General features: G+C 51.5%; 20 protein-coding genes and 1 tRNA gene. 14 read left to right on the forward strand and 7 right to left on the reverse strand.

Annotated elements, in window-relative coordinates; translation table 11 throughout:
• Positions 1 to 53: 53 nt before the first annotated feature.
• From adhE to H8709_RS03330, 4 genes are all read right to left on the reverse strand, one after another.
• Positions 54 to 2,672 (reverse strand): bifunctional acetaldehyde-CoA/alcohol dehydrogenase, encoded by a 2,619-nt coding sequence (gene adhE / locus H8709_RS03315; RefSeq protein ID WP_262396940.1) that lies wholly within the window; start codon positions 2,670 to 2,672, stop codon positions 54 to 56.
• Between the two features lie 227 nt (positions 2,673 to 2,899).
• A complete protein-coding gene (locus H8709_RS03320; RefSeq protein ID WP_262396941.1) occupies positions 2,900 to 3,247 on the reverse strand; it encodes a hypothetical protein in 348 nt (115 codons plus the stop codon).
• 33 nt (positions 3,248 to 3,280) lie between these two features.
• Positions 3,281 to 3,760 (reverse strand): DUF4358 domain-containing protein, encoded by a 480-nt coding sequence (locus tag H8709_RS03325; protein WP_262396942.1) that lies wholly within the window; start codon positions 3,758 to 3,760, stop codon positions 3,281 to 3,283.
• 4 nt (positions 3,761 to 3,764) lie between these two features.
• Positions 3,765 to 4,637, reverse strand: coding sequence for a GDSL-type esterase/lipase family protein (locus H8709_RS03330; protein ID WP_262396943.1), 873 nt, complete (start codon positions 4,635 to 4,637; stop codon positions 3,765 to 3,767).
• A 441-nt stretch (positions 4,638 to 5,078) separates the two neighbouring features.
• Here H8709_RS03330 and H8709_RS03335 point away from each other — a divergent pair.
• From H8709_RS03335 to mgtE, 3 genes are all read left to right on the forward strand, one after another.
• A tRNA-Thr gene (locus H8709_RS03335) sits at positions 5,079 to 5,154 on the forward strand.
• Between the two features lie 270 nt (positions 5,155 to 5,424).
• Positions 5,425 to 6,216: a radical SAM protein gene (locus H8709_RS03340; protein WP_262396944.1), complete on the forward strand. Its 792-nt coding sequence runs from the start codon at positions 5,425 to 5,427 to the stop codon at positions 6,214 to 6,216.
• A gap of 630 nt (positions 6,217 to 6,846) precedes the next feature.
• A complete protein-coding gene (gene mgtE, locus H8709_RS03345) occupies positions 6,847 to 8,199 on the forward strand; it encodes a magnesium transporter (RefSeq protein ID WP_262396945.1) in 1,353 nt (450 codons plus the stop codon).
• Positions 8,200 to 8,454: 255 nt separating this feature from the next.
• Here the strand turns inward: mgtE and H8709_RS03350 are convergent, their stop codons facing one another.
• Positions 8,455 to 8,841: a metal-dependent transcriptional regulator gene (locus tag H8709_RS03350; protein WP_262396946.1), complete on the reverse strand. Its 387-nt coding sequence runs from the start codon at positions 8,839 to 8,841 to the stop codon at positions 8,455 to 8,457.
• A gap of 265 nt (positions 8,842 to 9,106) precedes the next feature.
• Here H8709_RS03350 and H8709_RS03355 point away from each other — a divergent pair, with 265 nt between their 5' ends.
• The 5 genes from H8709_RS03355 to H8709_RS03375 all read left to right on the forward strand — a co-directional run bounded on the left by H8709_RS03355 (position 9,107) and on the right by H8709_RS03375 (position 15,158).
• Positions 9,107 to 9,316 carry a FeoA family protein gene (locus H8709_RS03355; RefSeq protein ID WP_262396947.1) on the forward strand — a complete coding sequence of 70 codons (210 nt, stop codon included), beginning with the start codon at positions 9,107 to 9,109 and terminating at the stop codon, positions 9,314 to 9,316.
• Positions 9,317 to 9,369: 53 nt separating this feature from the next.
• Entirely contained in the window at positions 9,370 to 9,591 is a 222-nt protein-coding gene (locus H8709_RS03360; RefSeq protein WP_262396948.1) for a FeoA family protein, read from the forward strand.
• A gap of 106 nt (positions 9,592 to 9,697) precedes the next feature.
• Entirely contained in the window at positions 9,698 to 11,872 is a 2,175-nt protein-coding gene (gene feoB / locus H8709_RS03365) for a ferrous iron transport protein B (RefSeq protein WP_262396949.1), read from the forward strand.
• Between the two features lie 27 nt (positions 11,873 to 11,899).
• Complete coding sequence (locus H8709_RS03370; protein WP_262396950.1) at positions 11,900 to 12,061, forward strand: FeoB-associated Cys-rich membrane protein; 162 nt, start codon at positions 11,900 to 11,902, stop codon at positions 12,059 to 12,061.
• Between the two features lie 184 nt (positions 12,062 to 12,245).
• Positions 12,246 to 15,158, forward strand: coding sequence for a diguanylate cyclase domain-containing protein (locus H8709_RS03375; RefSeq protein ID WP_262396951.1), 2,913 nt, complete (start codon positions 12,246 to 12,248; stop codon positions 15,156 to 15,158).
• A gap of 67 nt (positions 15,159 to 15,225) precedes the next feature.
• Here the strand turns inward: H8709_RS03375 and H8709_RS03380 are convergent, their stop codons facing one another.
• Together H8709_RS03380 and H8709_RS03385 are read right to left on the reverse strand one after the other, a co-directional pair.
• Complete coding sequence (locus H8709_RS03380; protein WP_262396952.1) at positions 15,226 to 15,885, reverse strand: alpha/beta fold hydrolase; 660 nt, start codon at positions 15,883 to 15,885, stop codon at positions 15,226 to 15,228.
• Between the two features lie 152 nt (positions 15,886 to 16,037).
• Entirely contained in the window at positions 16,038 to 16,697 is a 660-nt protein-coding gene (locus H8709_RS03385) for a Crp/Fnr family transcriptional regulator (RefSeq protein WP_262396953.1), read from the reverse strand.
• Between the two features lie 92 nt (positions 16,698 to 16,789).
• On the opposite strand from H8709_RS03385, the gene H8709_RS03390 reads away from it, so the two are divergent.
• The 6 genes from H8709_RS03390 to H8709_RS03415 all read left to right on the forward strand — a co-directional run bounded on the left by H8709_RS03390 (position 16,790) and on the right by H8709_RS03415 (position 23,089).
• Complete coding sequence (locus tag H8709_RS03390; RefSeq protein ID WP_262396993.1) at positions 16,790 to 17,497, forward strand: ATP-binding protein; 708 nt, start codon at positions 16,790 to 16,792, stop codon at positions 17,495 to 17,497.
• A gap of 265 nt (positions 17,498 to 17,762) precedes the next feature.
• Complete coding sequence (locus tag H8709_RS03395; RefSeq protein ID WP_262396954.1) at positions 17,763 to 18,239, forward strand: helix-turn-helix domain-containing protein; 477 nt, start codon at positions 17,763 to 17,765, stop codon at positions 18,237 to 18,239.
• Between the two features lie 447 nt (positions 18,240 to 18,686).
• Complete coding sequence (locus H8709_RS03400; protein ID WP_262396955.1) at positions 18,687 to 20,372, forward strand: ABC transporter ATP-binding protein; 1,686 nt, start codon at positions 18,687 to 18,689, stop codon at positions 20,370 to 20,372.
• Entirely contained in the window at positions 20,330 to 21,751 is a 1,422-nt protein-coding gene (gene ccpM, locus H8709_RS03405) for a Cys-rich peptide radical SAM maturase CcpM (protein WP_262396956.1), read from the forward strand. The genes H8709_RS03400 and ccpM overlap by 43 nt, the downstream gene beginning before the upstream one ends.
• Positions 21,748 to 22,809 carry a TIGR04066 family peptide maturation system protein gene (locus H8709_RS03410; protein ID WP_262396957.1) on the forward strand — a complete coding sequence of 354 codons (1,062 nt, stop codon included), beginning with the start codon at positions 21,748 to 21,750 and terminating at the stop codon, positions 22,807 to 22,809. The genes ccpM and H8709_RS03410 overlap by 4 nt, the downstream gene beginning before the upstream one ends.
• 13 nt (positions 22,810 to 22,822) lie before the next feature.
• Complete coding sequence (locus H8709_RS03415) at positions 22,823 to 23,089, forward strand: hypothetical protein (protein WP_262396958.1); 267 nt, start codon at positions 22,823 to 22,825, stop codon at positions 23,087 to 23,089.
• The last annotated feature ends 24 nt before the right edge of the window (positions 23,090 to 23,113 follow it).

The raw sequence follows: 23,113 nt of genomic DNA on the forward strand, positions 1-23,113 counted from the left end.
AGTTTGAGAGTTTTATGAAAATAAAGTAGCACGCAGTTGTGAAAGCGAAGTCTTTATTTGTTGTCGCCGTAGTAGGCTTTCTTGTAGACTTCCTCGATCTCCTTGACCAGCGGATATCTGGGGTTGGCGGTGGTGCACTGGTCCTCGAAGGCGCGGTAGGACAGTTTCTCTACGCCCGCCATGAAGATCTTTTCGTCGACGCCGCACTCCTTGATGCTGCTGGGCACGTTGAGCTCTTTGATCAGGTCTTTGATGGCTTTGACCAGGCTCTGGACACCCTCTTCAGTGGTGGAGCAGGGCAGGCCCAGGAATTTGGCGACTCTCGCATATTTCTTATCGGCGACAAACTTGCCGTATTTCGGCCAGGTGGCGAACTTGGTGGGTTTACCGGCGTTGTATTCTACCACATAGGGCAGGATGACGGCGTTGGCGCGTCCATGGGGGATGTGATACTCACCGCCCAGTTTATGAGCCATGGAATGGTTGAGGCCCAGGAAGGCGTTGGTGAACGCCAGGCCCGCGATGCAGGAGGCGTTGTGCATTTTTTCTCTGGCCTCGAAGTCGGTGGCGCCGTTCTTATAGGCTCTGGGCAGGTACTGGAAGACCATTTCAATGGCCTGCAGTGCCAAACCGTCGGTGTAATCGGATGCGAGGACGGAGACATAGGCTTCCAGCGCATGGGTCAGAACGTCCAGGCCAGTGTCCGCGGTGGCGGATTTGGGCAGGCTCATGACGAACTGCGGGTCGATGATGGCCACATCCGGGGTCAGCTCGTAGTCAGCCAGCGGGTATTTGATGTTGCCGTTCTTCTTGTCGGTGATGACGGAGAAGGAGGTAACCTCAGAACCGGTGCCGGAAGTGGTCGGGATGCACACCAGCTGTGCCTTTTCGCCCAGTTTCGGGAAGTGGTAGGTTCTCTTTCTGATATCCAGGAATTTGAGCCGCAGACCGCCGAAATCGGTGTCGGGATGCTCGTAGAACAGCCACATGCCTTTGGCAGCGTCCATGGCGGAGCCACCGCCCAGGGCAATGATGACGTCGGGTTTAAAGTTGTTCATGGCAGCGACGCCGCGCATGATGGTCTCCACAGAAGGATCGGGCTCAACCTCGGAGAAGATCTCCGCATGGCAATACTCGCTTCTCTTGCGGAGGTAGTACAGGATTTTATCCACATTGCCCAGCTTCACCATCATCGGGTCGGTGACGATGAACGCGCGGGAGATGTCAGGCATTTTCTCCAGATACTGGATGGAATCGTTCTCAAAGTAGATCTTGGGCGGGATTTTGAACCACTGCATATTGACTCTCCTCTTGGCAATGCGTTTTTTGTTGATCAGGTTGACAGAGGAAACGTTGGAAGTGGTGGAGTTTCTGCCGAAGGATCCGCAGCCCAGGGTCAGGGACGGGGTGTTGGTGTTATAGATATCGCCGATGGCGCCCTGAGAGGACGGGGAGTTGGCGATAACACGGCCAACCTTCATCTCTTCGCCGTATTTGTGGCACAGCTCGGTATCATTGGAATGGATGACGGCAGAGTGGCCCAGACCGCCGAATTCCAGCATCTTCTTGGCCATGGCGAAGCCCTCTTCGCTGTTTTTCACAACGAAATAAGCGAGGACCGGGGAAAGTTTCTCTCTGGAGAGCGGATAGTCGGGACCCACATCCTCCAGCCGCGCCAGCAGGATCTTGGTGCCTTCCGGAACCTTGACTCCCGCCTGCTCCGCGATCCAGGAGGCGGGTTTGCCGACGACGATGGGGTTAACAGCGCCCTTTTCGGAGTTGATGACAAAGTCGCTGACCTTTTTGATCTCGTCGCCTTTGAGGAAGTAGCAGTTATAGTAAGTCATGATCTTTTCGAACTCGGGGGCAATGGCCTCGTCCACGATGGCGGCCTGCTCAGAGGCGCAGATCATGCCGTTGTCGAAGGTCTTGGAAAGGATGAGGTCGTTGCAGGCGCGGGCAACGTCCACGGATTTTTCAATGTAGCAGGGCACGTTGCCGGGGCCGACGCCCAGGGCGGGCTTACCTGCGGAGTAAGCGCTCTTGACCATGCCGGAACCGCCGGTGGCCAGGATCATGGAGACGCCAGGATGATTCATCAGAGCGCTGGTGGCCTCAATGGAGGGGAACTCAATCCACTGGATGCAGTTTTCAGGGGCGCCGTGGGCGATTGCCGCATCGCGGAGCACCTTGGCCGCCGCTACCGAGCACTGCTGCGCGGAGGGATGGAAGCCGAAGATGATGGGGTTGCGGGTCTTGGCGCAGATCAGAGATTTGAACATGGTGGTGGAGGTGGGGTTGGTAACCGGGGTGACGCCGGCGACTACGCCGACAGGCTCGGCGACTTCCACATAGCCTTCCATCTCGTTCTCGTCCACGATGCCGACGGTCTTCTGGTACTTGATGGAGTGCCAGATGTACTCGGTGGCGAAGATGTTTTTGATGACCTTGTCCTCAAAAACGCCGCGGCCGGTCTCGTCGACAGCCAATTTTGCCAGCTCCTGGTGATGATCGAGTCCCGCCAGAGCCATGGCGTGGACCGCCTCATCCACCTGATCCTGCTCCATATGCATGTACTGCTCAAGAGCAACGTTTGCCTTCGCAACCAGTTCGTCAATCATTTTATTGACGTCAACCTGCTGCTTTTCCTGTGCTACTTTTTTTTCAGCCATGTTGTTATCCTCCCAAATTTTTATTTTGAAAAACTGTCTCAAAACTTGCTTTGTTAATTTAATAACAATCTCTACGGCTCTATTATATGAGATCGTTATATTTTTGTCAATATATTTTTTCGTTTTTTTTCACAAAAATCCGCCCGATTTTTCCCACACATCTCCCTTAAAAGTTGTGCAAAGTTCCAAACGGCGGATTTCCTGTGAATGCTATTCATGATTGGCTTCTAAACGATATTGCTCTCGACTAAAACGGCGGCCAGAATCAGGTCAAACAGGGTACAGCAGATCAGAAAGCCGACTCTCGCCTTCTTGCTGCGGATATTCTTGGACGTCAAGCCGAGGAACAGCGTGGCCAGCGCCAGACCCAGCAGGTCAATGACAACGGCGGTCTCGCTGTGGTTCAGGGGCACATAGGGGTGGATCCAGCGGGACAGCGGTCCGCCGATGATATGGGCAAAGGGAAGGATACAAAGGGGCAGGACGGTGAAAGCGTACTGATTTCTGTGAGATTTGAGGTACACTACACAAATGGCCAGCACTATGAGGATCACCGACCAACATTCCACCAGCATGCATGCTCCTCCCTTCCTTTTTCTCTGCTGATTTTATTTGAAGCAATCTTCAAAAATCTTCTCAGCCTGGGAAGCGTCCCCGGCTACCACCAGCGCATAGTAATTGCCTTCACTGAGAATCACACAATTTTCCAACTTCGGCATCTCCTCGGGCACATAGTCCACAAAGCCGTCTTTTTGCTGCTGGACCCGGGCGTCGATGGCTGCCTTGAGGGCCTTGGCGTCGCCGCCGTCTCCCAGCTTAAATACGGCGATTTCCTCTGGGGTAGCGCCGGAAGAGCTGACAAACAGGGTGTATTCGTCAAGAGCGCTGGTATCCAGTTTCTCGTACTGTTTGGTGACCCGGTCGCCCTCCAGCTGCATCAGCTCGTCCTCAAAAGTAATGCCGTCTTTGAACTTCTGGGCGATCTCGGAAGTGGCGGGCTGTTTGGCGCTTGCCTTCTCCCCGCATCCGGTAAACACAACCATCACCAGCATGGCCGCGGCCATTAAAAGTGCAACTGTTCTTTTCATCTGCTTATTCCTCCGTTACCACATGAGTTTTTAGGTAGTCAAACCATTTTTGATAATAATCGGCGCCAAAATGCATGCCGTCCTTGGGACTGGCCTCGTCGGGCAGGGCCCCCGCGTCGTTTTTGAAGCTCTCGGCCACATTGACGTAATAGACCTGCTTGTCCTTGGTCAGCGCCCGGATAGCCGCATTGTATTCATCGATCTTGGCATTGGTAATTTCCGGCTTCTTCTTTTCAAAATTGGCCGTCACCGGAAGTATGGACTGAATATAGACCGAAATACCAGGGTACGCCGATTTTATTTCGTCAATCAGCTTTCCATAATAACTGATGAACTTGTCCTTGTCAATCCAGCCCAAACCGTTGGCTCCCAACATCACATAGACCTTCTTAGGCTGGTAGCTTTTCAGCGCCTCGATGACCGTTACTTCGTTGCCGGCGGCGTCCTTGGCCGCCTTCTTGGTGAAGATGGTCTCCGGGTTGAGGCCCTTATTGGCCAAGACCGTGGCGTTGTCCATCATCTGATAGAGCTCGATGCCCTCGCTGATGGAGTCCCCAATAAAGAGTGCGTCGTCAAAATACTCCGATTTCACCCGGCCGCTCTGGGGAACGGGTTCCCCAAACACCACCTGGGAAGCGGGCACGCCGCCTGTGGTCTCGCTTTCGCTGGAGCTGGCATCCTGACTGGAAGAAGCGCTGCTGGAGGTCGACTCGCTGGTGCCTGGCGCCGGAGAATTGCTTTCAATAACCGCGGGCAAACTGCTGCTGGAGGAAGACGAATGCTCTGGCTTTTTGCCCTTTTCCTGTTGATGCTGCCATACCAGCGCGATGCCTGTCGCTAAAAGCAGTGCCAAAAGCAAAAATACTAAAATTGGCACTGCATCTGAAAAACCTTTTTTTCTTCTATTTACATAAACTGGCCGTCTGTTTGCCATACCATCATTTCCACCCTTTTGTATCAAGTCAAATAGCGGCTGTGCCGTCATTTTCATGGAGCCGTCCCCTCTGTGCTCCATCCTCATTGCCGCCAAGAATAACAGCGAAAAAATTCTATCAATTGGGAGCAATCCATAAAACCGATTGCACATGAAAAAACAGGCCGGATGAGGCTAGTATTTGTATTATACTATAAATGCCAAAGTATTTCATTAGTTTTCCAAAAACAAATTTTTAAAATTCCGGTATCATTGACGTTTTTCCATCGATTTCGTCTTTGTTCTATCCCAGTTTTTTATTTTACAATACTCCTTTTTCCGTTTCTCCCCCGATAAAGTCTTGACGCAAGTGTCAGGAGCTATTATAATAGTAAAGCAATCTTTGCTACTGTGGCTCAGCAGGTAGAGCAGCTGATTCGTAATCAGCAGGTCACCGGTTCGAATCCGGTCAGTAGCTCCAAACCCACAGAATCCGAGCCCATTACGACAGGTCTACCTGTTGGTGATAGGTTCGGATTTTTGCTATAATTTCATTGTTAACAAGGGGCAAGCCATTTGGTTTGTCCCTTAATCAATTTGCATGATCAAAGTATAAAGCACTGGATATGTTCTATGGTATGTTGTATAATTATGGAGTAAGAAAAGTATCGTTTTATGAAGTTAAAGGAAATTTCATAAAACATTACGGCTATTTTGTTTATTAAAATATGTTCAGACTAGGAGCAACGCCATGCCGGTCATATATGAGCCTAAAGGAAGAGCAAATGAATACAGCCCATACGCTTGCAACCTTTATTTAGGCTGCACACATGGTTGCAAATATTGCTATGCGCCGCATGCGCTGCAGCGTACTGCGGAAAATTATTTTTACTCACCTTCGCCGCGAAAAAACGTCTTGAAAATCCTTGAAAAAGATTTACAGAAAAAGGCGTATGATCTGCAGATACTGCTATCTTTTATCGGTGACGTATACTGCGAAACCACTGACAATAATCAAACAACGAGAAATGCACTTATCCTGCTTAATTCTTACCATACGCCGGTCGCGGTGCTTTCAAAGGGCGGAAACCGGATGCTTAAGGATATTGATGTGTTTCAGTCTTTTGGCAAGAGAATTTGCGTGGGGTCGACGCTGACTTTTTTTGATGATGAAAAAAGCTTAGCATGGGAACCTGGAGCAGCGTCTCCGGATGAACGGATCCAAACATTAAAAGTTTTGCACGAAAGCGGCATTCGCACGTTTGCAAGCTTTGAACCGGTAATTGAACCAAGCGAAAGTCTTCGGCTGATTGAAAAAACGCTGCAAGATGACAGCGTGGATCATTATAAGATCGGAAAACTTAATAATTACAGAGGCTTAGACAAGGGCATCGACTGGCAGGAATTTTTAAAAAATGTGTTGGCATTACTGCGCCCTGCAAAGAAGCAAATTTACATCAAAGAATGTTTAAGAGCCCTTGCACCGGACGTCCCGCTTTTCGAAAGTGAGACAGACTCCAAACGGTATATTGCCAGAACATAGCTACTCGCAAAACAGCAGATTTTGTGTGGTAATACAAATGTAGAAAAATGAATATGACCGAACAAGCAGTGGCAGCGCGTGATGGATCTGTTTGTCGATGCGATATGACGGTAAGATCGTTTTGCTCTTTTACTACAAAGCGGGTACGAAAATTTTTTTGGGGATGACATAGACTGTTTAGATTTAGATATTTTACGTGCACCACAAGATAGAGTCAGGACGCAATTCGCGTTTGGGCTCTTTTTTGTTAACTCATCGTACTCGTGTCAGGACCGGGTATCTATTTCATCAACCCACCGGCAAGATGCCGGTCCCAAACGCGCTCCCCGTCTTGTGCAGAGAGCTTTTTCTTTTCCACGCGAACAATAACGCCCTTCTCCCTCCTCTAGGGAACGGGGCGCTATCTCCCACAATTTTGCTTGGTAGAAAAGGGAGAAAGGCAAGTGGATATCTGCGGACGAAGTACAAAGACGGACAGTGACGGTCCAGCGACAGGCGCCCCTTGTCTTTTTCCGGCATAGGGTTCCTTCAGCTTCATCATTCGCCTGAATCGTCGCCGTGCAGAGGTGTTCTGTGCGGCTTTGTTCGGCTGCGGCTTCCTCCCTACCCAAAAGTAAAGGAGGAATTATCATGGAAAAGAAAGAGAATACCTTTGCGCAGTATCTGCAGCTATTGGAAAACAGGCAATACCGGCAGCTCCGCGTCGCCCTCTCGGATGAAAACGAGGTGGACATCGCAGACTTTATCGAATCCCTCCCTCAGGAGAAGGCCGCCATGGTCTTTCGGACCCTGCCCAAGGAACTGGCCGCCGACGTTTTTTCAAATTTACCCGCTGAGACCCAACAGGTCATTGTGGGTTCCATTACCGACCGGGAACTCGGCGAAATCGTGGAGGAGCTCTTCGTGGACGACGCGGTGGACATGCTAGAGGAATTGCCCGCCAATGTGGTCAAGCGGGTCCTCAAAAGCGCTCGGCCCGAAACCAGGCAGCTCATCAACCAGTTTTTACAGTATCCGGAAAATTCGGTGGGCAGCATCATGACCGCTGAGTTTATCGACCTCAAAAAATCCATGTCCGCCCTCGACGCTATCGAGCGCATCCGCCGCATCGGCGAGGAGTGCGAATCCATCTACACCTGTTATGTGACCGATGCCAGACGAGTGCTGGAGGGTGTGGTCACCCTGCGGGAGCTGCTCTTGGCCCCCGACAACGCCCGGGTGGAAGACCTGATGGAGGGCGATGTCATCACCGCACTCACCACCGAGGACCAGGAGGAAGCGGTCCAACAGCTGATGAAGTACGACTTCATCTCCCTGCCCGTCACCGATCACGAGCACCGGCTGGTGGGCATCGTCACCGTAGACGACGTGATGGACGTCATGGAGGAGGAAGCCACCGAGGACTTCGAAAAGATGGCCGCCATGGCCCCCTCGGAAAAGCCCTACCTCAAAACCGGGGTCTTCACTCTAGCCAAAAACCGCATCTTGTGGCTATTGGTTCTTATGGTTTCCGGCATGATTACCGGCGGCATCCTGGGCCGGTTTGAGTCGGCCTTCGCTGTCATGCCGCTGCTCGTTACCTTCATCCCCATGCTCACCGACACCGGCGGCAACGCCGGCAGTCAGAGCTCCACCCTCATCATCCGCGGCATGGCGGTGGGCGACATCGGACTCAGAGATTTTCTCCAGGTATTCTGGAAGGAACTGCGGGTGAGCATCCTGGTGGGTGCGGTCCTCAGTATCGTCAACTATGTCCGCCTGGTGATCACCTACCCTGGAAACAACCTTATTGCCCTCACGGTGGCGTTGGCCCTCTTCGTCACCGTCATCGTGGCCAAGACGGTGGGCGGTATCCTCCCCATGATCGCCAAACGCCTCCACGCCGACCCCGCCATCATGGCCGCTCCCCTCATCACCACCATCGTGGACGCCGTATCCCTGGTCATCTATTTCTCCATTGCCCAGGCCCTGTTGCGGCTGTAACCCTATTTTTTTATTACTTCGCATAAAAAAATGATACGCAGGGGTATCCGTGCTTTGCACTCCTCCCCTTATGCGTGAATAAATAGTTCCGCTTCGCTCCGCTATTTTTTTAATAAGCCGAACCTTAACCAAGAGGCGCGATGCTCATCACATCGCGCCTCTTGGTTTACCCTAGACTGGGCCCTCCCCCACTCCGCGGGACATGCCCATTTCCATAAATTTAATTATTACATCCTATCTCTGCTCTCCCGGCTTCTAGTTTTCAGCTCCGCCCCCGGACCGGCGGGTGATGTGACTTTTGAGACAGCGGAAAGTCTCTTCGCTGATGTCGTGCTCCATCCGGCAGGCGTCCCGGGCCGCTATCTCTTGGGTTACCCCCAGACGTACCAACCACTCGGTCAGCAAACGGTGGCGCTCGTCGATGCGCTGGGCGATGGCCAGCCCCGTCTCAGTCAGCTCGATTCCTCCCTCCCCGTCAATGGTGAGGTAGCCGTTTTCCTTGAGCAAATTCACCGCCCGGCTGACACTGGGCTTGGAATATGCCAGATGGTGCACAATGTCGATGGAGCGCACCATTCCCTTCTCCCTTTTGAGCACCAAAATGGCCTCCAGATAATTTTCCGCCGATTCTTGTATCTTCATGGTTCTTGACCTCTTTGTTCCGATTTTCTCCCCCAAAGGGCAAAAAATTAGATATTTTTATCATCTTACCATAGGTCCCAGCCGGAAGCAAGATGCCGCTTCCCCTCTACTTTCCCACGAACCTGAGAAAAAAGTCCTTCGAACCTCTTGACAAATGCGGTTAGCATCGGTAAACTAACACTTGTAAAGAGGTTAGTCAAAGCTAACCTCAACTTTTGGACCGATAGTTAGCCGTATCTAACTCAAAGGAAAGGTGATACTGATTATGCCGTTAACAATGGCCTCTTCGGGGGAAAGAAACGTCGTCAAAAAAATTGGCGGCAAGGATGAAACCCGCCGCTTTCTGGAAAGCTTGGGCTTTGTGGAGGGGGGACATGTAACCGTCATTGCGGACATGGGAGGTAATCTCATCGTCAACGTCAAGGACACCCGGATAGCACTCAGCAAAAGCATGGCCAACCGCATTATGATTTAGCTAAAATATACGCACATACGTAAAGGGAATGAACGTAAGAAAGAGGGATCGCAATGAAGACACTCAGGCAGACAAAGTGCGGAGAGACCGTCACCGTCCGCAAGCTAGCGGGTGAGGGCCCACTCAAACGTAGGATCATGGATATGGGGATCACCAAGGGAACTCCGCTCTATGTGCGCAAGGTGGCACCCTTGGGCGACCCGGTGGAAATCACCGTCCGGGGGTATGAACTCTCCATCCGCAAAGGAGACGCGGAAAATATTGTGGTCGAATAGGCATACAGCGGGAGAATCTCCCGCTGATTTAAGGCCATATGGTTAGCTATCGCTAACCGTTAGGAAACAATGGAGTGCGCGGATATCCGCATCGAGGAGGTACAACATGTCAATTAAAATCGCGCTGGCAGGCAATCCCAACTGCGGGAAAACCACCATGTTTAACGATTTGACCGGTTCCAACCAATTTGTGGGGAACTGGCCGGGCGTTACCGTAGAAAAGAAAGAGGGCAGGCTCAAAGGACACAAGGATGTAATTATCACCGATCTTCCCGGCATCTACTCCCTCTCCCCCTACACCTTGGAAGAGGTGGTCACCCGCAATTACATCATCCACGAAAAGCCGGACGTCATCATCGACCTGGTGGACGGATCCAACATCGAGCGCAATTTGTATCTGACCACCCAGCTCACTGAGATGGGTATCCCTGTGGTCATCGCCCTCAACATGATGGACATCGTGGAGAAAAACGGCGATCAGATCGACACGCGAAAGCTCTCCCAGGCCCTGGGATGTGAGATCATCGAAACCTCCGCCATCAAGGGAAGGGGTTCCAAGGAGGCGGCGGAGCGTGCAATACAAATCGCCAGGGAAAAATCGAAGACGCCCCACCAGCACACCTTCGCCGAACCGGTGGAGCAGGCCCTTGCCTCCATCGAAGAGCTGATCGCGGACAGAGTACCGGCTGAGAGTATCCGTTGGTTTGCCGTCAAACTCTTTGAGCGGGACGAAAAGGTCTTGGCGGAACTCTCCCTCCCCGCTGCTCTCAAATCCCAGGCAGAGGACATCATTACCCAGTGTGAATCGCAGCTCGACGACGACAGCGAGAGCATCATCACCAACGAGCGCTATGAATATATCGCGGGTCTCATCAGCCGCTGCGTCCGTAAAAAGAAAACCGGGCTCACCACCTCCGACAAAATCGACAAAATCGTCACCAACCGCTGGCTGGCGCTCCCCATCTTCGCCGTGGTGATGATTTTGGTCTACTATATTTCCGTTAGCACCATCGGCGACATCGTCACCAACTTTACAAACGACACCCTTTTCGGTGAATGGATCGCCGTCCCGCTGGAAAGCTGGCTCACCGCCATCGGCACCCAGGCTTGGCTGATCGGCCTCATCACGGAAGGCATCGTCGGCGGCGTGGGCGCGGTACTGGGATTCGTTCCCCAGATGCTGGTCCTCTTCCTCTTCCTGTGCCTCTTAGAAGACTGCGGCTATATGGCCCGCGTGGCCTTTATCATGGATCGGATTTTCCGCCGGTTCGGCCTCTCCGGCAAGTCCTTTATCCCTATGCTCATCGGTTCGGGCTGCGGCGTGCCGGGCATCATGGCCTCCCGCACCATTGAGCAGGACCGCGACCGGAAAATGACCATCATGACCACCACCTTCATCCCCTGCGGCGCCAAGATGCCCATCGTGGCCCTGATCGCGGGCGCCCTTTTCGGCGGCGCTTGGTGGGTGGCTCCCTCCGCCTACTTCATCGGCGTTGCCGCTGTGATTGTCTCCGGCATTATCCTCAAAAAGACCAAACGTTTCGCCGGCGAGCCCGCCCCCTTCGTCATGGAACTGCCCGCTTACCACATTCCCACCGTAGGCAACGTCCTTCGCGGCACTTGGGAGCGGGGCTGGTCCTTCATCAAAAAGGCCGGGACCGTCATCCTGTTGGCTAGTATTTTCGTCTGGTTTACTAAGAGCTTCGGCATGGTGGGGGGCTCCTTTGGCATGGTGGAGGATATGGATCACTCCATCCTGGCCGCCATTGGCTCGCTTATCGCTCCTATCTTCGCCCCTCTGGGCTTCGGCAACTGGCAATCCTCCGTGGCCACCGTTCTGGGCTTGGTCGCCAAGGAAGAGGTGGTCAGCGTGTTCGGCGTCCTCTACGGCGTCGCAGGCGACGCTCTGGAAATGGTGGAGCAGGGCGCCTTTGGAGGCCTTGGGTCCATTGCAGGCCATTTTACCGCCCTGTCTGCTTACTCCTTCCTCATCTTTAACCTGCTGTGCGCCCCCTGCTTCGCGGCCATCGGCGCCATCAAGCGGGAGATGAACAACGCCGGCTGGACCTGGTTCGCCATCGGCTACCAGACCGTCTTTGCCTACACCGTGGCCCTGATCGTCTACCAGCTGGGGCTCTTCATTAGCGGCGGAGGCTTCACCCTATGGACTTTCGTGGCCCTCCTCCTGCTGGCCGGCTATCTGTACCTGTTTTTCCGCAAGGGATACCAGGGCAAACAGTCCCTTCCGGTGCGTTCTGTCAAGGCCGCCAGCAAAGCCTAATCTTCCCAACAGAAAGGGGTATTCTTTATGGCAACTTTTATCATCGGCAGCATTATCCTGCTTCTCATTGTACTGGCGGCCTACACCGTTTACCGCACCCGTAAAAAGGGCGGTTGCGCGGGAGGTTGCGCCGGATGCAGCGGCTGCTGCCACCAGCACCCCGATGTAGATTCCCTCCATTCAAAATAAATGACTCCCAACCTTTCCCCTATTCCCAACTAACTTCCTTTGGAAAAGCCAGGCCTTCTTGAGAATGCCTGGCTTTTTTCCGTATAAAACGTGAATCTTACGCTTTCCTCCCTTGTCAGTGCGGGTCATATCCTGTAAAATAAAGAAGAAACCACGCGCTATACGGGAAGGAGGTGCACCGCTGTTGGAAGAAATCCTCATCGGGCAACAAAAATGCCGTGCCAACGCGTCAAGTGAAATCGTGCAGATTTCCAGCAAATTCTTGCGGATGATTGGTTATTCCTTGGGAGAATTGCAGGCGTACTTCGCCGGAAGCTATTACCCCCTGATCATCCCGGAGGACCGGGACCGGGTGCGGCAAACCCTCGATTCCCTCACATTGGAGGATCCCGAATACGCGGTGGACTACCGCGTACGGGCGCGGGACGGCCAGATCCTATGGATTCACGAGCAGGGCCGTCTTGTCCGGGAAGATGGAAGCGACTACTTCTATTGTGAAATGTCCGACGCCACCCGCTATTATAATCAAACCAACTTTTATAAAAATGTGCTGGCCTGTCTTCCCAACCCCGTCTTTGTGCTCAACATGGATCTGCGCATCACCTTCGTTAACCAGGCCGCTGAAAAGCTATTGGGCGCTCCGGAAAAGCAATGGCTGGGCAAGCCCTGCACTTCCATGGGCACCGCTCTGTGCGGGACGGAAAACTGCTGCGTCAAGCGCTTTCTGCGCGGAGAATCCGCCGCTATCCAGCAAACGCCGGAGGGCGGGTATAACCGGGTCACCATCTCCCAATTTTACGGAGAAAACGGCGAGCCCCAAGGATATATCAGCGTGTCCACCGATGTCACCGCCCTCATACAGGCCCAGCAGGACTTAAAGCTCAGCGAGGAGCGATACCGCATTGCCATCAACCAGACCCAGGACGCTATCTGGGAACTGGACATCGCTTCCGGAACCGTCTATTACCCGGGAAACTCTACTCATTATGTCTTGCCTCACGTCATCACCGGCGTCCCCCAGTCTTTGATGGGCAGCGGTTTTATCCATCCCGATTCGGCTCAGTCTGTGCTGGAGATGTACCGGCGCATCCTGGCGGGGGAGCAGGATCTTACCATGACGGTACGCACTTATGGCAAGGATGGGGAAACGCGGTGGATACGCCTTGCCTCCACCACCCTCTTTGACGACGAAGGGGGTCCGGTCCGGGCCATCGGTACCTCCCGGGATATCACCGACGAAAAAGATCTGGAAGCTCGTTTCCTTCAGGAAAAGCAATACCGCGACTCCTTGGTATCCGACGCCATGTATGCCTATGAAGTGAATCTCACCCAGGACCTGATGGTACACCTGGATGACCATTGGATCGAAATGTTCGGCTTAACCCGGACGAAGTCCTATTCGCAGTTTCTCGAGAGCATGGCGCAATCGGCGGTCCATCCCGAGGACCGGCAGTATATGGCAGCGGTCCACAGCAGGCAGTCGCTGCTGGATACCTTTTCCAGCGGAAAGAGGGAGATCCACTGTGAGTACCGGCGCAAAAATGTAAACGGCAGGATGATTTGGGTGCGCAGCTCTGTCTATATGATCCGTTCACCGGAAGAAGACGTCTGCTGCTTTATCTATCTCAACGATATCGACGAGGAAAAGCGGGCGGAAATCGAGCTGCGGCACAAGGCGGAGCGGGATTCCCTCACCGGGCTCTATAACCGGGACGCGGTTCTCACCCTGTCCGAAAGCGCCTTGCTCGACGAGCATCGCGGCCTATGCGCCGTCATCATGCTGGATGTAGATAACTTTAAACTGGTCAACGATACCTTTGGACACCTGTATGGCGATGCCGTACTCTCAGAGACGGCGGAAAAACTGGTCACTGTCTTCCGAAAGGACGATATCATCGGACGCATCGGCGGCGATGAATTCATTGTGTTTCTCAAAGGGCTCCCCAGCGCGGACACCGCCCAGCAAAAATGCCGACAGCTGCTGGAAAAGCTCAAGAGCATCTATTCCTCCGGCGAACAGGTCTGTGACGTTTCGGTGTCCATAGGTCTTGCCATCGCCGAGGAACACGACACCTTTGCCGGGCTCTATCAAAAGGCGGATACCGCGTTATATCACGCCAAAAACCATGGAAAGAACCGGCTGGCCGTCTATGAAAAAGAGATGTCCACCCTCTTTCTCTCCAACACCCCCACCCAGGTGGAACGGCATCTGGCAAAAAGCTTCTCCCAAAATACGGTGGAATATGTTTTTAAAATTCTCTTTAACGCCAGCGATCTGGAGCGTTCCATTGTCTCGGTGCTGGAACTGCTGTGCAAGCATTTTCACTGCCATCACGGCTACATCTTTGAACAGGACGGCCATAGCGATACCTTTTCCACCACCTTTGAATGGTGCGGCCAGGGAGTTAATCCCCGGCGCGACAGCATGCGGGGCATGACGCCCCAGGACATTGGGGGTTCTTCCGATTACTATGAACGAGACGGGGTTCTCTGGGTGGAGGACTTCTCTAGCGCCGCTCCCCATTTTGCCGCAATCGGCCGGTGGCCCGACGTAAAAGCGCTGTTGCGGTGCGCCATCGTGATCGGCGGAAAGCTCTGCGGCTTTATCGGCGTTGACGATATGACAGCGCCCCACAGCTTTTCCGAAGGGGACATTGAGGTGTTTCAGTCCGCCTGTGAAATTATCGGCACTTTTTTGGCTGGAAAACGAAGCGAACAAAAAAGGGAACGCTATGTCCACTCCCTACAAACCGTGCTGGATCATCTGGATCACCCGGCCTATGTGGTCAATCCTCAAAACCACGAGCTCATCTATCTCAACCGCAAAACCGGCCAGTATTTCCCCCCAGCCCAGGTGGGTGAGCTGTGCCATGCAACATTACAGGACTCGCCTGTCCCCTGTGAGTTTTGCCCCATGGAACATTTGGCCCCCCTGGGCGATGAAAGTCGTTCCACGGTCATCCGCTCCCATTCCACCGGCTCCCTCTTGGAAGTATCGGTGAGCCAGGTGGATTGGCCTGACGGCGGCCACTACTGCATGATTAACAGTATTGATATCACCAAACTAAACGCCGCCAAGGATACTTTCCATTCCTAAAACTGACTACTTATTTATCTAAAAAGCGCCTAGGAGCATTCACTCCTGGGCGCTTTTTTGCAAAGAGTCATCCCTTTAAAAAAGGGAGAATTTCACCGGCGATTTTCTGCGAATGTTCCACGTAACTGCTGTGGGTTTCACCCGGCAAAATCCGTAGGGTGCTCCCTGGGATCTGCCGGGCGATGAGCCGGGTGTGGGATGGCCGTATCATATCCTTTTCCCCCGCCAGTACTAGTATGGGTAAGTGCAATTTCGATAGCGATTCGGGCGGAATGTGGGGCTGGGTGAGCATCATTTTAATCTTCGGGTCCCGATGGAGCAGGTAGTAAAGGCGAAACAGCACCCGGTATTTCGCCCTGAGCCCCGACGGGTCCAGATTGGCGCCACAGGAGACCAGTTTGGAAATCCGCCCGGGATATTTAAGCGCCAGCATGATCCCCACAATACCACCGTCGCTGAATCCGCAGACCATGGGACGTTCTAACCCCAGTGCCCCGATGAAATCCGCCGCATCCTGAGTCATTTCCTCATAGGAGAGGCTGCCGGTATCCTCACTCTTGCCATGACAGCGGCTATCCAGCGCATAAACGGTAAAGTGTTCTTTGAGTTTATCCACAGCCTCTGTAAAAATTTCATGGGTTTCCCCGTTGCCGTGAAGCAAAAGGAGGGGTGCTCCCTCCCCCGTTTTTTCATAATAGAGCCGGATATGCTGAAGCTGGACTACCATGTTGCCGCCTCCCATGCCCAATTTTCCCTTTTACTATAGCACAAAGGCAAGCTTTCGTCGATATGTTTTCTCTGGCTTCCTGCCTCCCGCTTTTCTGCCGCAGAAAGGTTCGGGAAAAAAGGGCGCTATATCAATTGCTGTACTGCCCGCCTTCACAAAATTTGAAAGTGGTTTTTATGGAATTTAATTTTTCCATCATCCCGCAACTTGCCCAGCTCCGCCGACATAGCGCTTCGTTCCACCCCCAGATAGTCCGCAAGCTCCTGCCTATTATACTGAATGGTAAAAGTATCGCCCCCATAGCGTTTGGCCTCTTCCAGTAGAAAGGCCATCAATTTTTCCTTGGTAGTGCGCTTCGAGACAAACTCCAGCTTTTTGTTAAGAAAGAGGTTTTTGGACGCCATCACCTGTAAGAGGTTGTAAATCAAGCGGTTGTGATCTGCACAGGAATTTTTGCAGGGCGTAATGATATGCCCACAGCCAATGAGCATCACCTCGCTGCCGCAGCTGGCGACGGCGCTCACCGGAAGCGTCTCTACTCCTGCACAGGCAAACGCCTCCCCAAAAATCTGGGAGGGTTCGATGAGGGCTACAATATTGCGGTTGCCGAAATAGTCTTCCTTTACAATCTGGACTTCTCCAGACAGGACAATTCCTATATCCTTTGCCGGATCTCCCTCTAAAAAGACCGGTTGATACTTACCATAGGCTGTTACCTTGGCTTCCAGGCATGCAAGCAGTTCGGGCAGCTTGGCCACTTCCATGCCCTGGAACAACGGGCACTGTGTTAGAACATCAAAAAAATTTTTCATTGGCCCTCCTTTTGTTGGATTTCCAACATATCTATTTTGTTCATTTTAGTATAATACAATCAAAGAATCCAGTAAAAAAAGGAGAAAAAATGATGTTACGGAAAATTATAAAAATAGACGAAGAAAAGTGCAACGGCTGCGGCGCCTGTGCCGAAGCATGCCATGAGGGCGCCATTGCTATGGTGAATGGCAAGGCAAAACTGATGCGGGAGGATTATTGCGATGGTTTGGGCGACTGTCTGCCCGCCTGCCCGACGAATGCCATATCCTTTGAGGAGCGGGAGGCGCCCGCCTACAACGAAGCTGCGGTCAAGGCCAATCAGGCCGCGAAAAGAGCTGGTCAGCTCCCTTGCGGCTGTCCAGGTACCCAATCCAAATCCATCGTTCATACGGACGGGGAGGACGGAGCCCATCAGGAGGCCCTTGCCGCTCCCGTCAGCCGTCTATCCCAGTGGCCGGTACAGATCAAGCTGGTCCCGGTCCAGGCGCCCTATTTCCATCAGGCGAATTTGCTGGTCGCGGCGGACTGCACCGCATATGCCTATGGGAATTTTCACAACGAGTTTATAAAAAACAAGGTCACACTGATTGGCTGCCCTAAGCTGGATGAAGGGGACTACGCCGACAAGCTAACCCAAATCCTTGCAAACAATGAGATCAAAAGTGTCACGGTGGTACGCATGGAGGTTCCCTGCTGCGGCGGTATTGAAAACGCGGTCAAGCGCGCGTTACAAACAAGCGGTAAGTTTATCCCCTGGCAGGTTGTAACCATCTCCACCGACGGCAGGATCCTCGAATGACACCTGCCTATGCTGACTTTTGCGCTCCATTGTAACTCTCCCTCTTACAAAAAACGTGCGGATTTCTCGTATATATCCACAAATCATCATTCAAAAAAAGCCAGAAAAGCACTTATTTCGTAGCTTTTCTGGCTTTTTACTATCGTTTTTTACTAAAAGGGCCTCAAACTCCAAGGAATGAAAAACTGACACCACCAGACCCTGGGAAGATTCCCTCATTTATGATATACTGCACCCAGCAGTAAAAATGAAAGAAGGCGGTCAGATGGAGGACTTTGAGCTTGCTTGGGGCATAGGGCAGGTCAGTGCGGATGATTTAAAATATTATTTTGGTATGCGGGTCAGCGATTTTCGCAGACTCAACGGACTCACGCAACAACAGCTGGCGCAAAAACTGAGCGTATCCACCAGCTTTATTTGTAAAGTAGAACAAGGGAAAAAAATACCCACCCTATCTCATTGCCTCGACCTGGCACGTTGTTTGGGGGTACATCTGAATTGGCTGTTCTTTGATATCAGTTCCTGTTCGACAAAACCGCCGAGCGAGCTGTTGCGTTTGGCACGAATGGCCCGCAGCCGCAGAATGTCCGTCATGAACCAGTTGGACAAAAAAGCAAACGCATGTTGGCCTACTGTGGGGAAAACCATAGAAAATATATACGGGAGGCTGATGGACGAGCCATGGGAGAGCCCCTACTGGAAAGTTTTCGCATTCTTTTTTGTGTTTGAGCAAATCCGTTAAGGCTTTCTTGGGAAATAATAAAGACCGCCGACATTTGTCGACGGTCTTTTCTTCTGGTCCGAGTAGGGAGACTCGAACTCCCGGCCCGCGTCGCAGGCGTTGACGACGGATCCCACATTCTCCCGGATGAGCAGCGACTGGAGACTTCAAATTGTTTTGGGTGGATGGTTGTAATGATATTGCCACTTTGCGGGTAGGATAGGGAACGTGAAAATCGACCACATTTCGCATTGTTGTCCATAAGCGGTATGAATTTTATAATTATAATTGAATTTAATTGACAAAATAATTATATTTTTTGTCATATTTGACAAGAAACCATTTAATTACTATCTATTTTAACGCTTGACACTATCGGATTCCTAAACTATTCTATAATTAATTAATATCAAATTTGTAAGAAATTGAAAGCAACAAATAATATTATTACTTTTCATAAATGGAGATATGATGATGAAAATTCGAGCGATTTTACGAATGATGAAATCATATCGGTTACAAATTGCTGGTATCATGGCTCTATCTCTCCTCGTATCTGCTTTCTCTGCCATCACGCCTTTTATCAGCCAGTCCATGATTGACAAAGGGCTGGTATCAGTTCATATACCTCATGTAATCTATTGCGTGGTTCTTCTGGTGCTGTTTTTTCTTCTAAAGCAAATCATCGAGTACGTTCAAAAGAAAATTGAAATTGACATCAGCAACGATGTGGCTAAAAATCTGCAAATGAAATCTATCTCCCACGGCATGAAAATTAAATCTCTATACTATAAGGACCAAGGAATCTACAAGATCATCAGCGACGCTTTTTTTGACATCAACGCATTGCTTTCCATTGCCCAAAGCCAATTTTTGACCATCTTTATTTTAATATTTGAAATTGTCGGCATCGGCGTCGGTCTCTATCTGTTAGACTGGCGGTTGGCCCTGTGCGTGACGGCTCTGATACCGATTAAATATGTGCTTAATTGCTTCTTATCCAAACGTGCCGAACGCATAAGCCGGGAGGTCCGGGACAAAAACCAGGCGTATCACCGCTGGCTGGAAGATGTAGTGCAGGGCATGTTGGATGTCAAGCTCTGGGGACTGCACGACAAAAAGCTGAAGGAATATGGAGAACTTGTCACCGGTATCAACGAATCCAGCAAGCGGCAGATTCTGTTGCAGGCCAAAAACAACAGCGTTGGTGCCAGTGTAGAACAGGTGGTGCTGACTGGCCTCTACGTAGTGGGCGCTTATCTAATCTTAGGTCAACGGCTGACCCTGGGTGGTCTGATGGCGTTCCTCTCCTTCGCTTCCTACCTGACTTTACCTGTGACAATTTTCCTGCAACTGCGGTATGTACTGCAGCAGATTAAGCCAAACCTAGAAAGTCTCGGATCCTTCTTTCAAATGGAGGAAGAGGGCGGCGGACAGCTTCCGCCCGGAAACACGGTGGAGCGCATCGAGTTTTCTCATGTGGGACTGGAGCTGGACGGCAAGAACATTTTGCAGGATGTGAACTTCACCCTGCGGCGTGGGGAGAAAACAGCGATTATCGGAGAAAATGGCAGCGGGAAAAGCACCCTTATCAACTTACTCCTGCGCCTCTATGAGCCTACGACGGGGCAAATTCTTCTGGATAGGGTGCCTATTTCTCAATATAAAATAGAGGATTACCGGAAGCTTTTCGGCGTCGTCACCCAGGACATCCACCTGTTTCATGCTTCCCTTCGGGACAATATTTGTCTGGACGGGGCACCGCTGGGAGAAGAGGCGCGAATTCCATTTTGCACGGATTTTATTAATGGAAGGCAGGAAGGATATGAAACCCAGGCGGGTAGTGGCGGTGCGAAGCTTTCCGGCGGGGAGCGCCAGAAAATCGCCCTGTTGCGGGCGCTCCATCGAGACGCAAAAATTTTCGTTCTCGATGAACCTACCTCCAATTATGACAAAGAATCGGACGAGGATTTTAATCACTACATAAGGCAGGATACCCACGATTTTCTTTTGGTCGTTACCCATCGCCGGGATATTCTCGATTGTATGGATCAAATGATCGAGCTGCAAAATGGAAGAATAGTCGGGATTATTAAAAAGGAGGGGACAAAATGGCAAAAGACATCATTTTCAAAACCTTTCGCACAAAGCTAAATGGCTATGTCTACGATAGGCACACTCATTCGGTTTTTGCGTTACCCGATGCGGAGTTTGAAGAACTGCAAAGGGTGGAACGTGGGGAACTTCTCCCAGAGGACAGCATCGTGATTGCAATGCTGCAAGAGCAAGGCGTGTTGCAAAAAAATGTTGTTACAGAAATTAAACATCCCTCCACTGATTATCTTTCACACTATATCGCGCACCGGTTGGGCCAACTGATTTTGCAGGTGACGCAACAGTGCAACCTGCGCTGCGGCTACTGTTGCTACGGCGGCGGCTATACGCATATGCGTGTACACGCCAATCAATGGATGGAATGGGAAACTGCCAAGCGCGCGATTGACTTCTATTTGGAGCGAACCGACGAGAGAGACACGCTGACCATCTCCTTTTATGGTGGTGAACCGCTGCTGGCCTTTCCCCTGATCAAGCAATGTGTCTCCTACATAACGGAGCATGTGGAGGGGAAGGAAATACATTTTTCTATGACCACCAACGGAACGCTGCTCACACCGGAAGTTGTCGATTATCTCTACGAACACCATTTCCATCTCTCCATCAGCTTGGACGGGACAAAAGAAGATCACGATGTCAACCGGAAATTCCGGTCAGGGCAGGGTTCTTTTGACACCATCATGAATCATATCCGGGAGATCAAAGAGGCCCACCCGGACTTCATGAAGGATATTGCCATCATGACAACTATCAATCCAAAAATGGATCTGGGCTGCGCCATGGACTATTTTGAGGCCAATGAATACCTTGCAGACAGTCGCTTTGTCTATAACAGCGTGGCCACCAAAGGGGCAAAGGAAACGATCAATTACGATGAACCCTCAAAGCTCTTGCGCCGGTACGAATACTTGAAGCTACTTTTGGCACACGCCAACATGCTGGATATCGAGTGTACCAGCGCCTTGATGCAGTCCACCCGCGCCCACCGGATGCAGGTATACCAGGGACTATATCAGCACACGCCGTTGCCGTCTGTCATATCCCACGGGGGACCTTGTGTGCCTGGCAATAAAAGACTGTTTGTCTCGGTGGACGGTGCTTTCTTTCCCTGCGAAAAGGTGAGCGAAACATCCGAGTATTTTTGCATCGGGTCGCTGGACGAAGGCATTGACGAGGAAAAGGCGGCGCGGCTCTTAAACTGCGGGCAGATTACAGCGGACGAGTGCAAGGAGTGCTGGAATCTCCGTGGCTGCATGATGTGCATGAATCAAGTGGATTTTGAAGGGATGCCCTGCAAGGCTGATAAGTGCAAAGTATGCGCCGACGAAAAGTTTCGGGAACTGTCTGATCTGCGGGAAATCTGCGTTCTCCACGAATTTGGCTATGACCTGCCACAGGAAGGAGATGATCGTACATGAAAAAGCTAACCCTTTTTCCCTGCAATGCAGATGCGAAGATTCTGCTCGATTACCCTCCCGCGTTCAAGGACTATGAAATTACTGCCCTATCCGATTTTGCAGAGCATAGCGCCCGCCTGGACGCATGGGAAAAGCGGTATGGAATATATGCGGACGCCGACGCGGATCGTGTTCTGGAACGCAGCGACGCCCTGCTCCTATGTGATAATATCGAAAACTTGAGATTCGACAAGTACAAGCGGCTGATAGAAAAAGCGGCAAAGGCGAAAAAAGAAATCCTGCTCACTCCCCGCCTCGCGCGGGAGCTGGGAGAATTGCCCTCCGTGAAAACGAACCTTCTCTATCGGCCTTATCCCATTGGAAAAGGGCTGTCACCGCAAAAGGTTTACCAGATCACGGTGCCAGTGATAGCGGTCATGGGCATGGGGGAAAACTGTGATAAGTTTGAAACCATGCTGATTATTAAGGACGTACTGGAAAAGAAGGGGTATGCGCCCGTTTGCCTTGCTGCAAATTCTTTAGGGCCGCTGTTTGGCATGTACAGCTTACCACTTGAGCTTAACAGCGAACAACTCTCGATGGAACAGAAGGTACTTATTCTCAATCACATGGTCCATCAGCTCTGCAAGGAATCTCCGTCGGATGTCATTGTTGTGGAGCTGCCGGGAGGGATAGGCAAAATAGGCGACAAGGAGTACAACCACTTTTCGGAAATATCCCTGGCAATCGCAGGCGCGCTTTCTGTCGATGTGGGCATAATGAACCTATATTTTAATGACCGCCTGACATCGGAGGACTTGGAACAGTTTCGATTATTGTGCCGGTGGAAATATGAGATCGAAGTGGAAGCGTTTGTGCTGTCCCGACAGAAGATTGAATACGACGACGAACAGCTCCGATTTGAATACCTCCATCTATCCGATGAGCTGCGAAAGAAACTGCTCCCTTCCTATCTTTCCTCTCCCTGCCCCATTGCTGACATCGGGGACAAGGCGGGGGTTCGGGAGGCAATTGCCCACCTGATAGCTATTTTAGAAGGAAATCTTGCCGCAGTATAGGAGGAATGAGAAGATGACGGAAATCGAATTGCAGAAGAAGATACAAAGTGTGATTGTCCAGGTGGCGGATAAAGAAATGGGGATGGACACCCATCTTTTAAGCGACAAAGCCGGTATTTCCATGGAAGATTTTCTCTATGTGTTCCGAGAGCTGCGGGAGGAGTTACAATGTCCCGTCTCAAAGTCATTGGAGCATAGAAATTACATGGTATTCACCATTCGAGGGTTGGCCGACGCATTTTTGGAGGACTGGCCAGAGCTACATGAGTTTCCAGGTTAATATTGGCAAAGAAAGGAGTACTCC

Origin of the sequence: Zongyangia hominis (assembly GCF_014385095.1) — a bacterium.
In the GTDB taxonomy this organism is placed as follows: Bacteria; Bacillota; Clostridia; order Oscillospirales; family Ruminococcaceae; genus Zongyangia; species Zongyangia hominis.

What these genes read in the sequence shown, in the direction of transcription:
- mgtE (WP_262396945.1), top strand. Translation starts at nt 6,847, where the DNA reads ATGGAAAAGAAAGAGAATACCTTTGCGCAGTATCTGCAGCTATTGGAA.
- feoB (WP_262396949.1), top strand. Translation starts at nt 9,698, where the DNA reads ATGTCAATTAAAATCGCGCTGGCAGGCAATCCCAACTGCGGGAAAACC.
- H8709_RS03370 (WP_262396950.1), top strand. Translation starts at nt 11,900, where the DNA reads ATGGCAACTTTTATCATCGGCAGCATTATCCTGCTTCTCATTGTACTG.
- H8709_RS03350 (WP_262396946.1), bottom strand. Translation starts at nt 8,841, where the DNA reads ATGAAGATACAAGAATCGGCGGAAAATTATCTGGAGGCCATTTTGGTG.
- adhE (WP_262396940.1), bottom strand. Translation starts at nt 2,672, where the DNA reads ATGGCTGAAAAAAAAGTAGCACAGGAAAAGCAGCAGGTTGACGTCAAT.
- H8709_RS03415 (WP_262396958.1), top strand. Translation starts at nt 22,823, where the DNA reads ATGACGGAAATCGAATTGCAGAAGAAGATACAAAGTGTGATTGTCCAG.
- H8709_RS03360 (WP_262396948.1), top strand. Translation starts at nt 9,370, where the DNA reads ATGAAGACACTCAGGCAGACAAAGTGCGGAGAGACCGTCACCGTCCGC.
- H8709_RS03320 (WP_262396941.1), bottom strand. Translation starts at nt 3,247, where the DNA reads ATGCTGGTGGAATGTTGGTCGGTGATCCTCATAGTGCTGGCCATTTGT.
- ccpM (WP_262396956.1), top strand. Translation starts at nt 20,330, where the DNA reads ATGGCAAAAGACATCATTTTCAAAACCTTTCGCACAAAGCTAAATGGC.
- H8709_RS03390 (WP_262396993.1), top strand. Translation starts at nt 16,790, where the DNA reads ATGTTACGGAAAATTATAAAAATAGACGAAGAAAAGTGCAACGGCTGC.
- H8709_RS03400 (WP_262396955.1), top strand. Translation starts at nt 18,687, where the DNA reads ATGATGATGAAAATTCGAGCGATTTTACGAATGATGAAATCATATCGG.
- H8709_RS03380 (WP_262396952.1), bottom strand. Translation starts at nt 15,885, where the DNA reads ATGGTAGTCCAGCTTCAGCATATCCGGCTCTATTATGAAAAAACGGGG.
- H8709_RS03410 (WP_262396957.1), top strand. Translation starts at nt 21,748, where the DNA reads ATGAAAAAGCTAACCCTTTTTCCCTGCAATGCAGATGCGAAGATTCTG.
- H8709_RS03355 (WP_262396947.1), top strand. Translation starts at nt 9,107, where the DNA reads ATGCCGTTAACAATGGCCTCTTCGGGGGAAAGAAACGTCGTCAAAAAA.
- H8709_RS03395 (WP_262396954.1), top strand. Translation starts at nt 17,763, where the DNA reads ATGGAGGACTTTGAGCTTGCTTGGGGCATAGGGCAGGTCAGTGCGGAT.
- H8709_RS03385 (WP_262396953.1), bottom strand. Translation starts at nt 16,697, where the DNA reads ATGAAAAATTTTTTTGATGTTCTAACACAGTGCCCGTTGTTCCAGGGC.
- H8709_RS03340 (WP_262396944.1), top strand. Translation starts at nt 5,425, where the DNA reads ATGCCGGTCATATATGAGCCTAAAGGAAGAGCAAATGAATACAGCCCA.
- H8709_RS03325 (WP_262396942.1), bottom strand. Translation starts at nt 3,760, where the DNA reads ATGAAAAGAACAGTTGCACTTTTAATGGCCGCGGCCATGCTGGTGATG.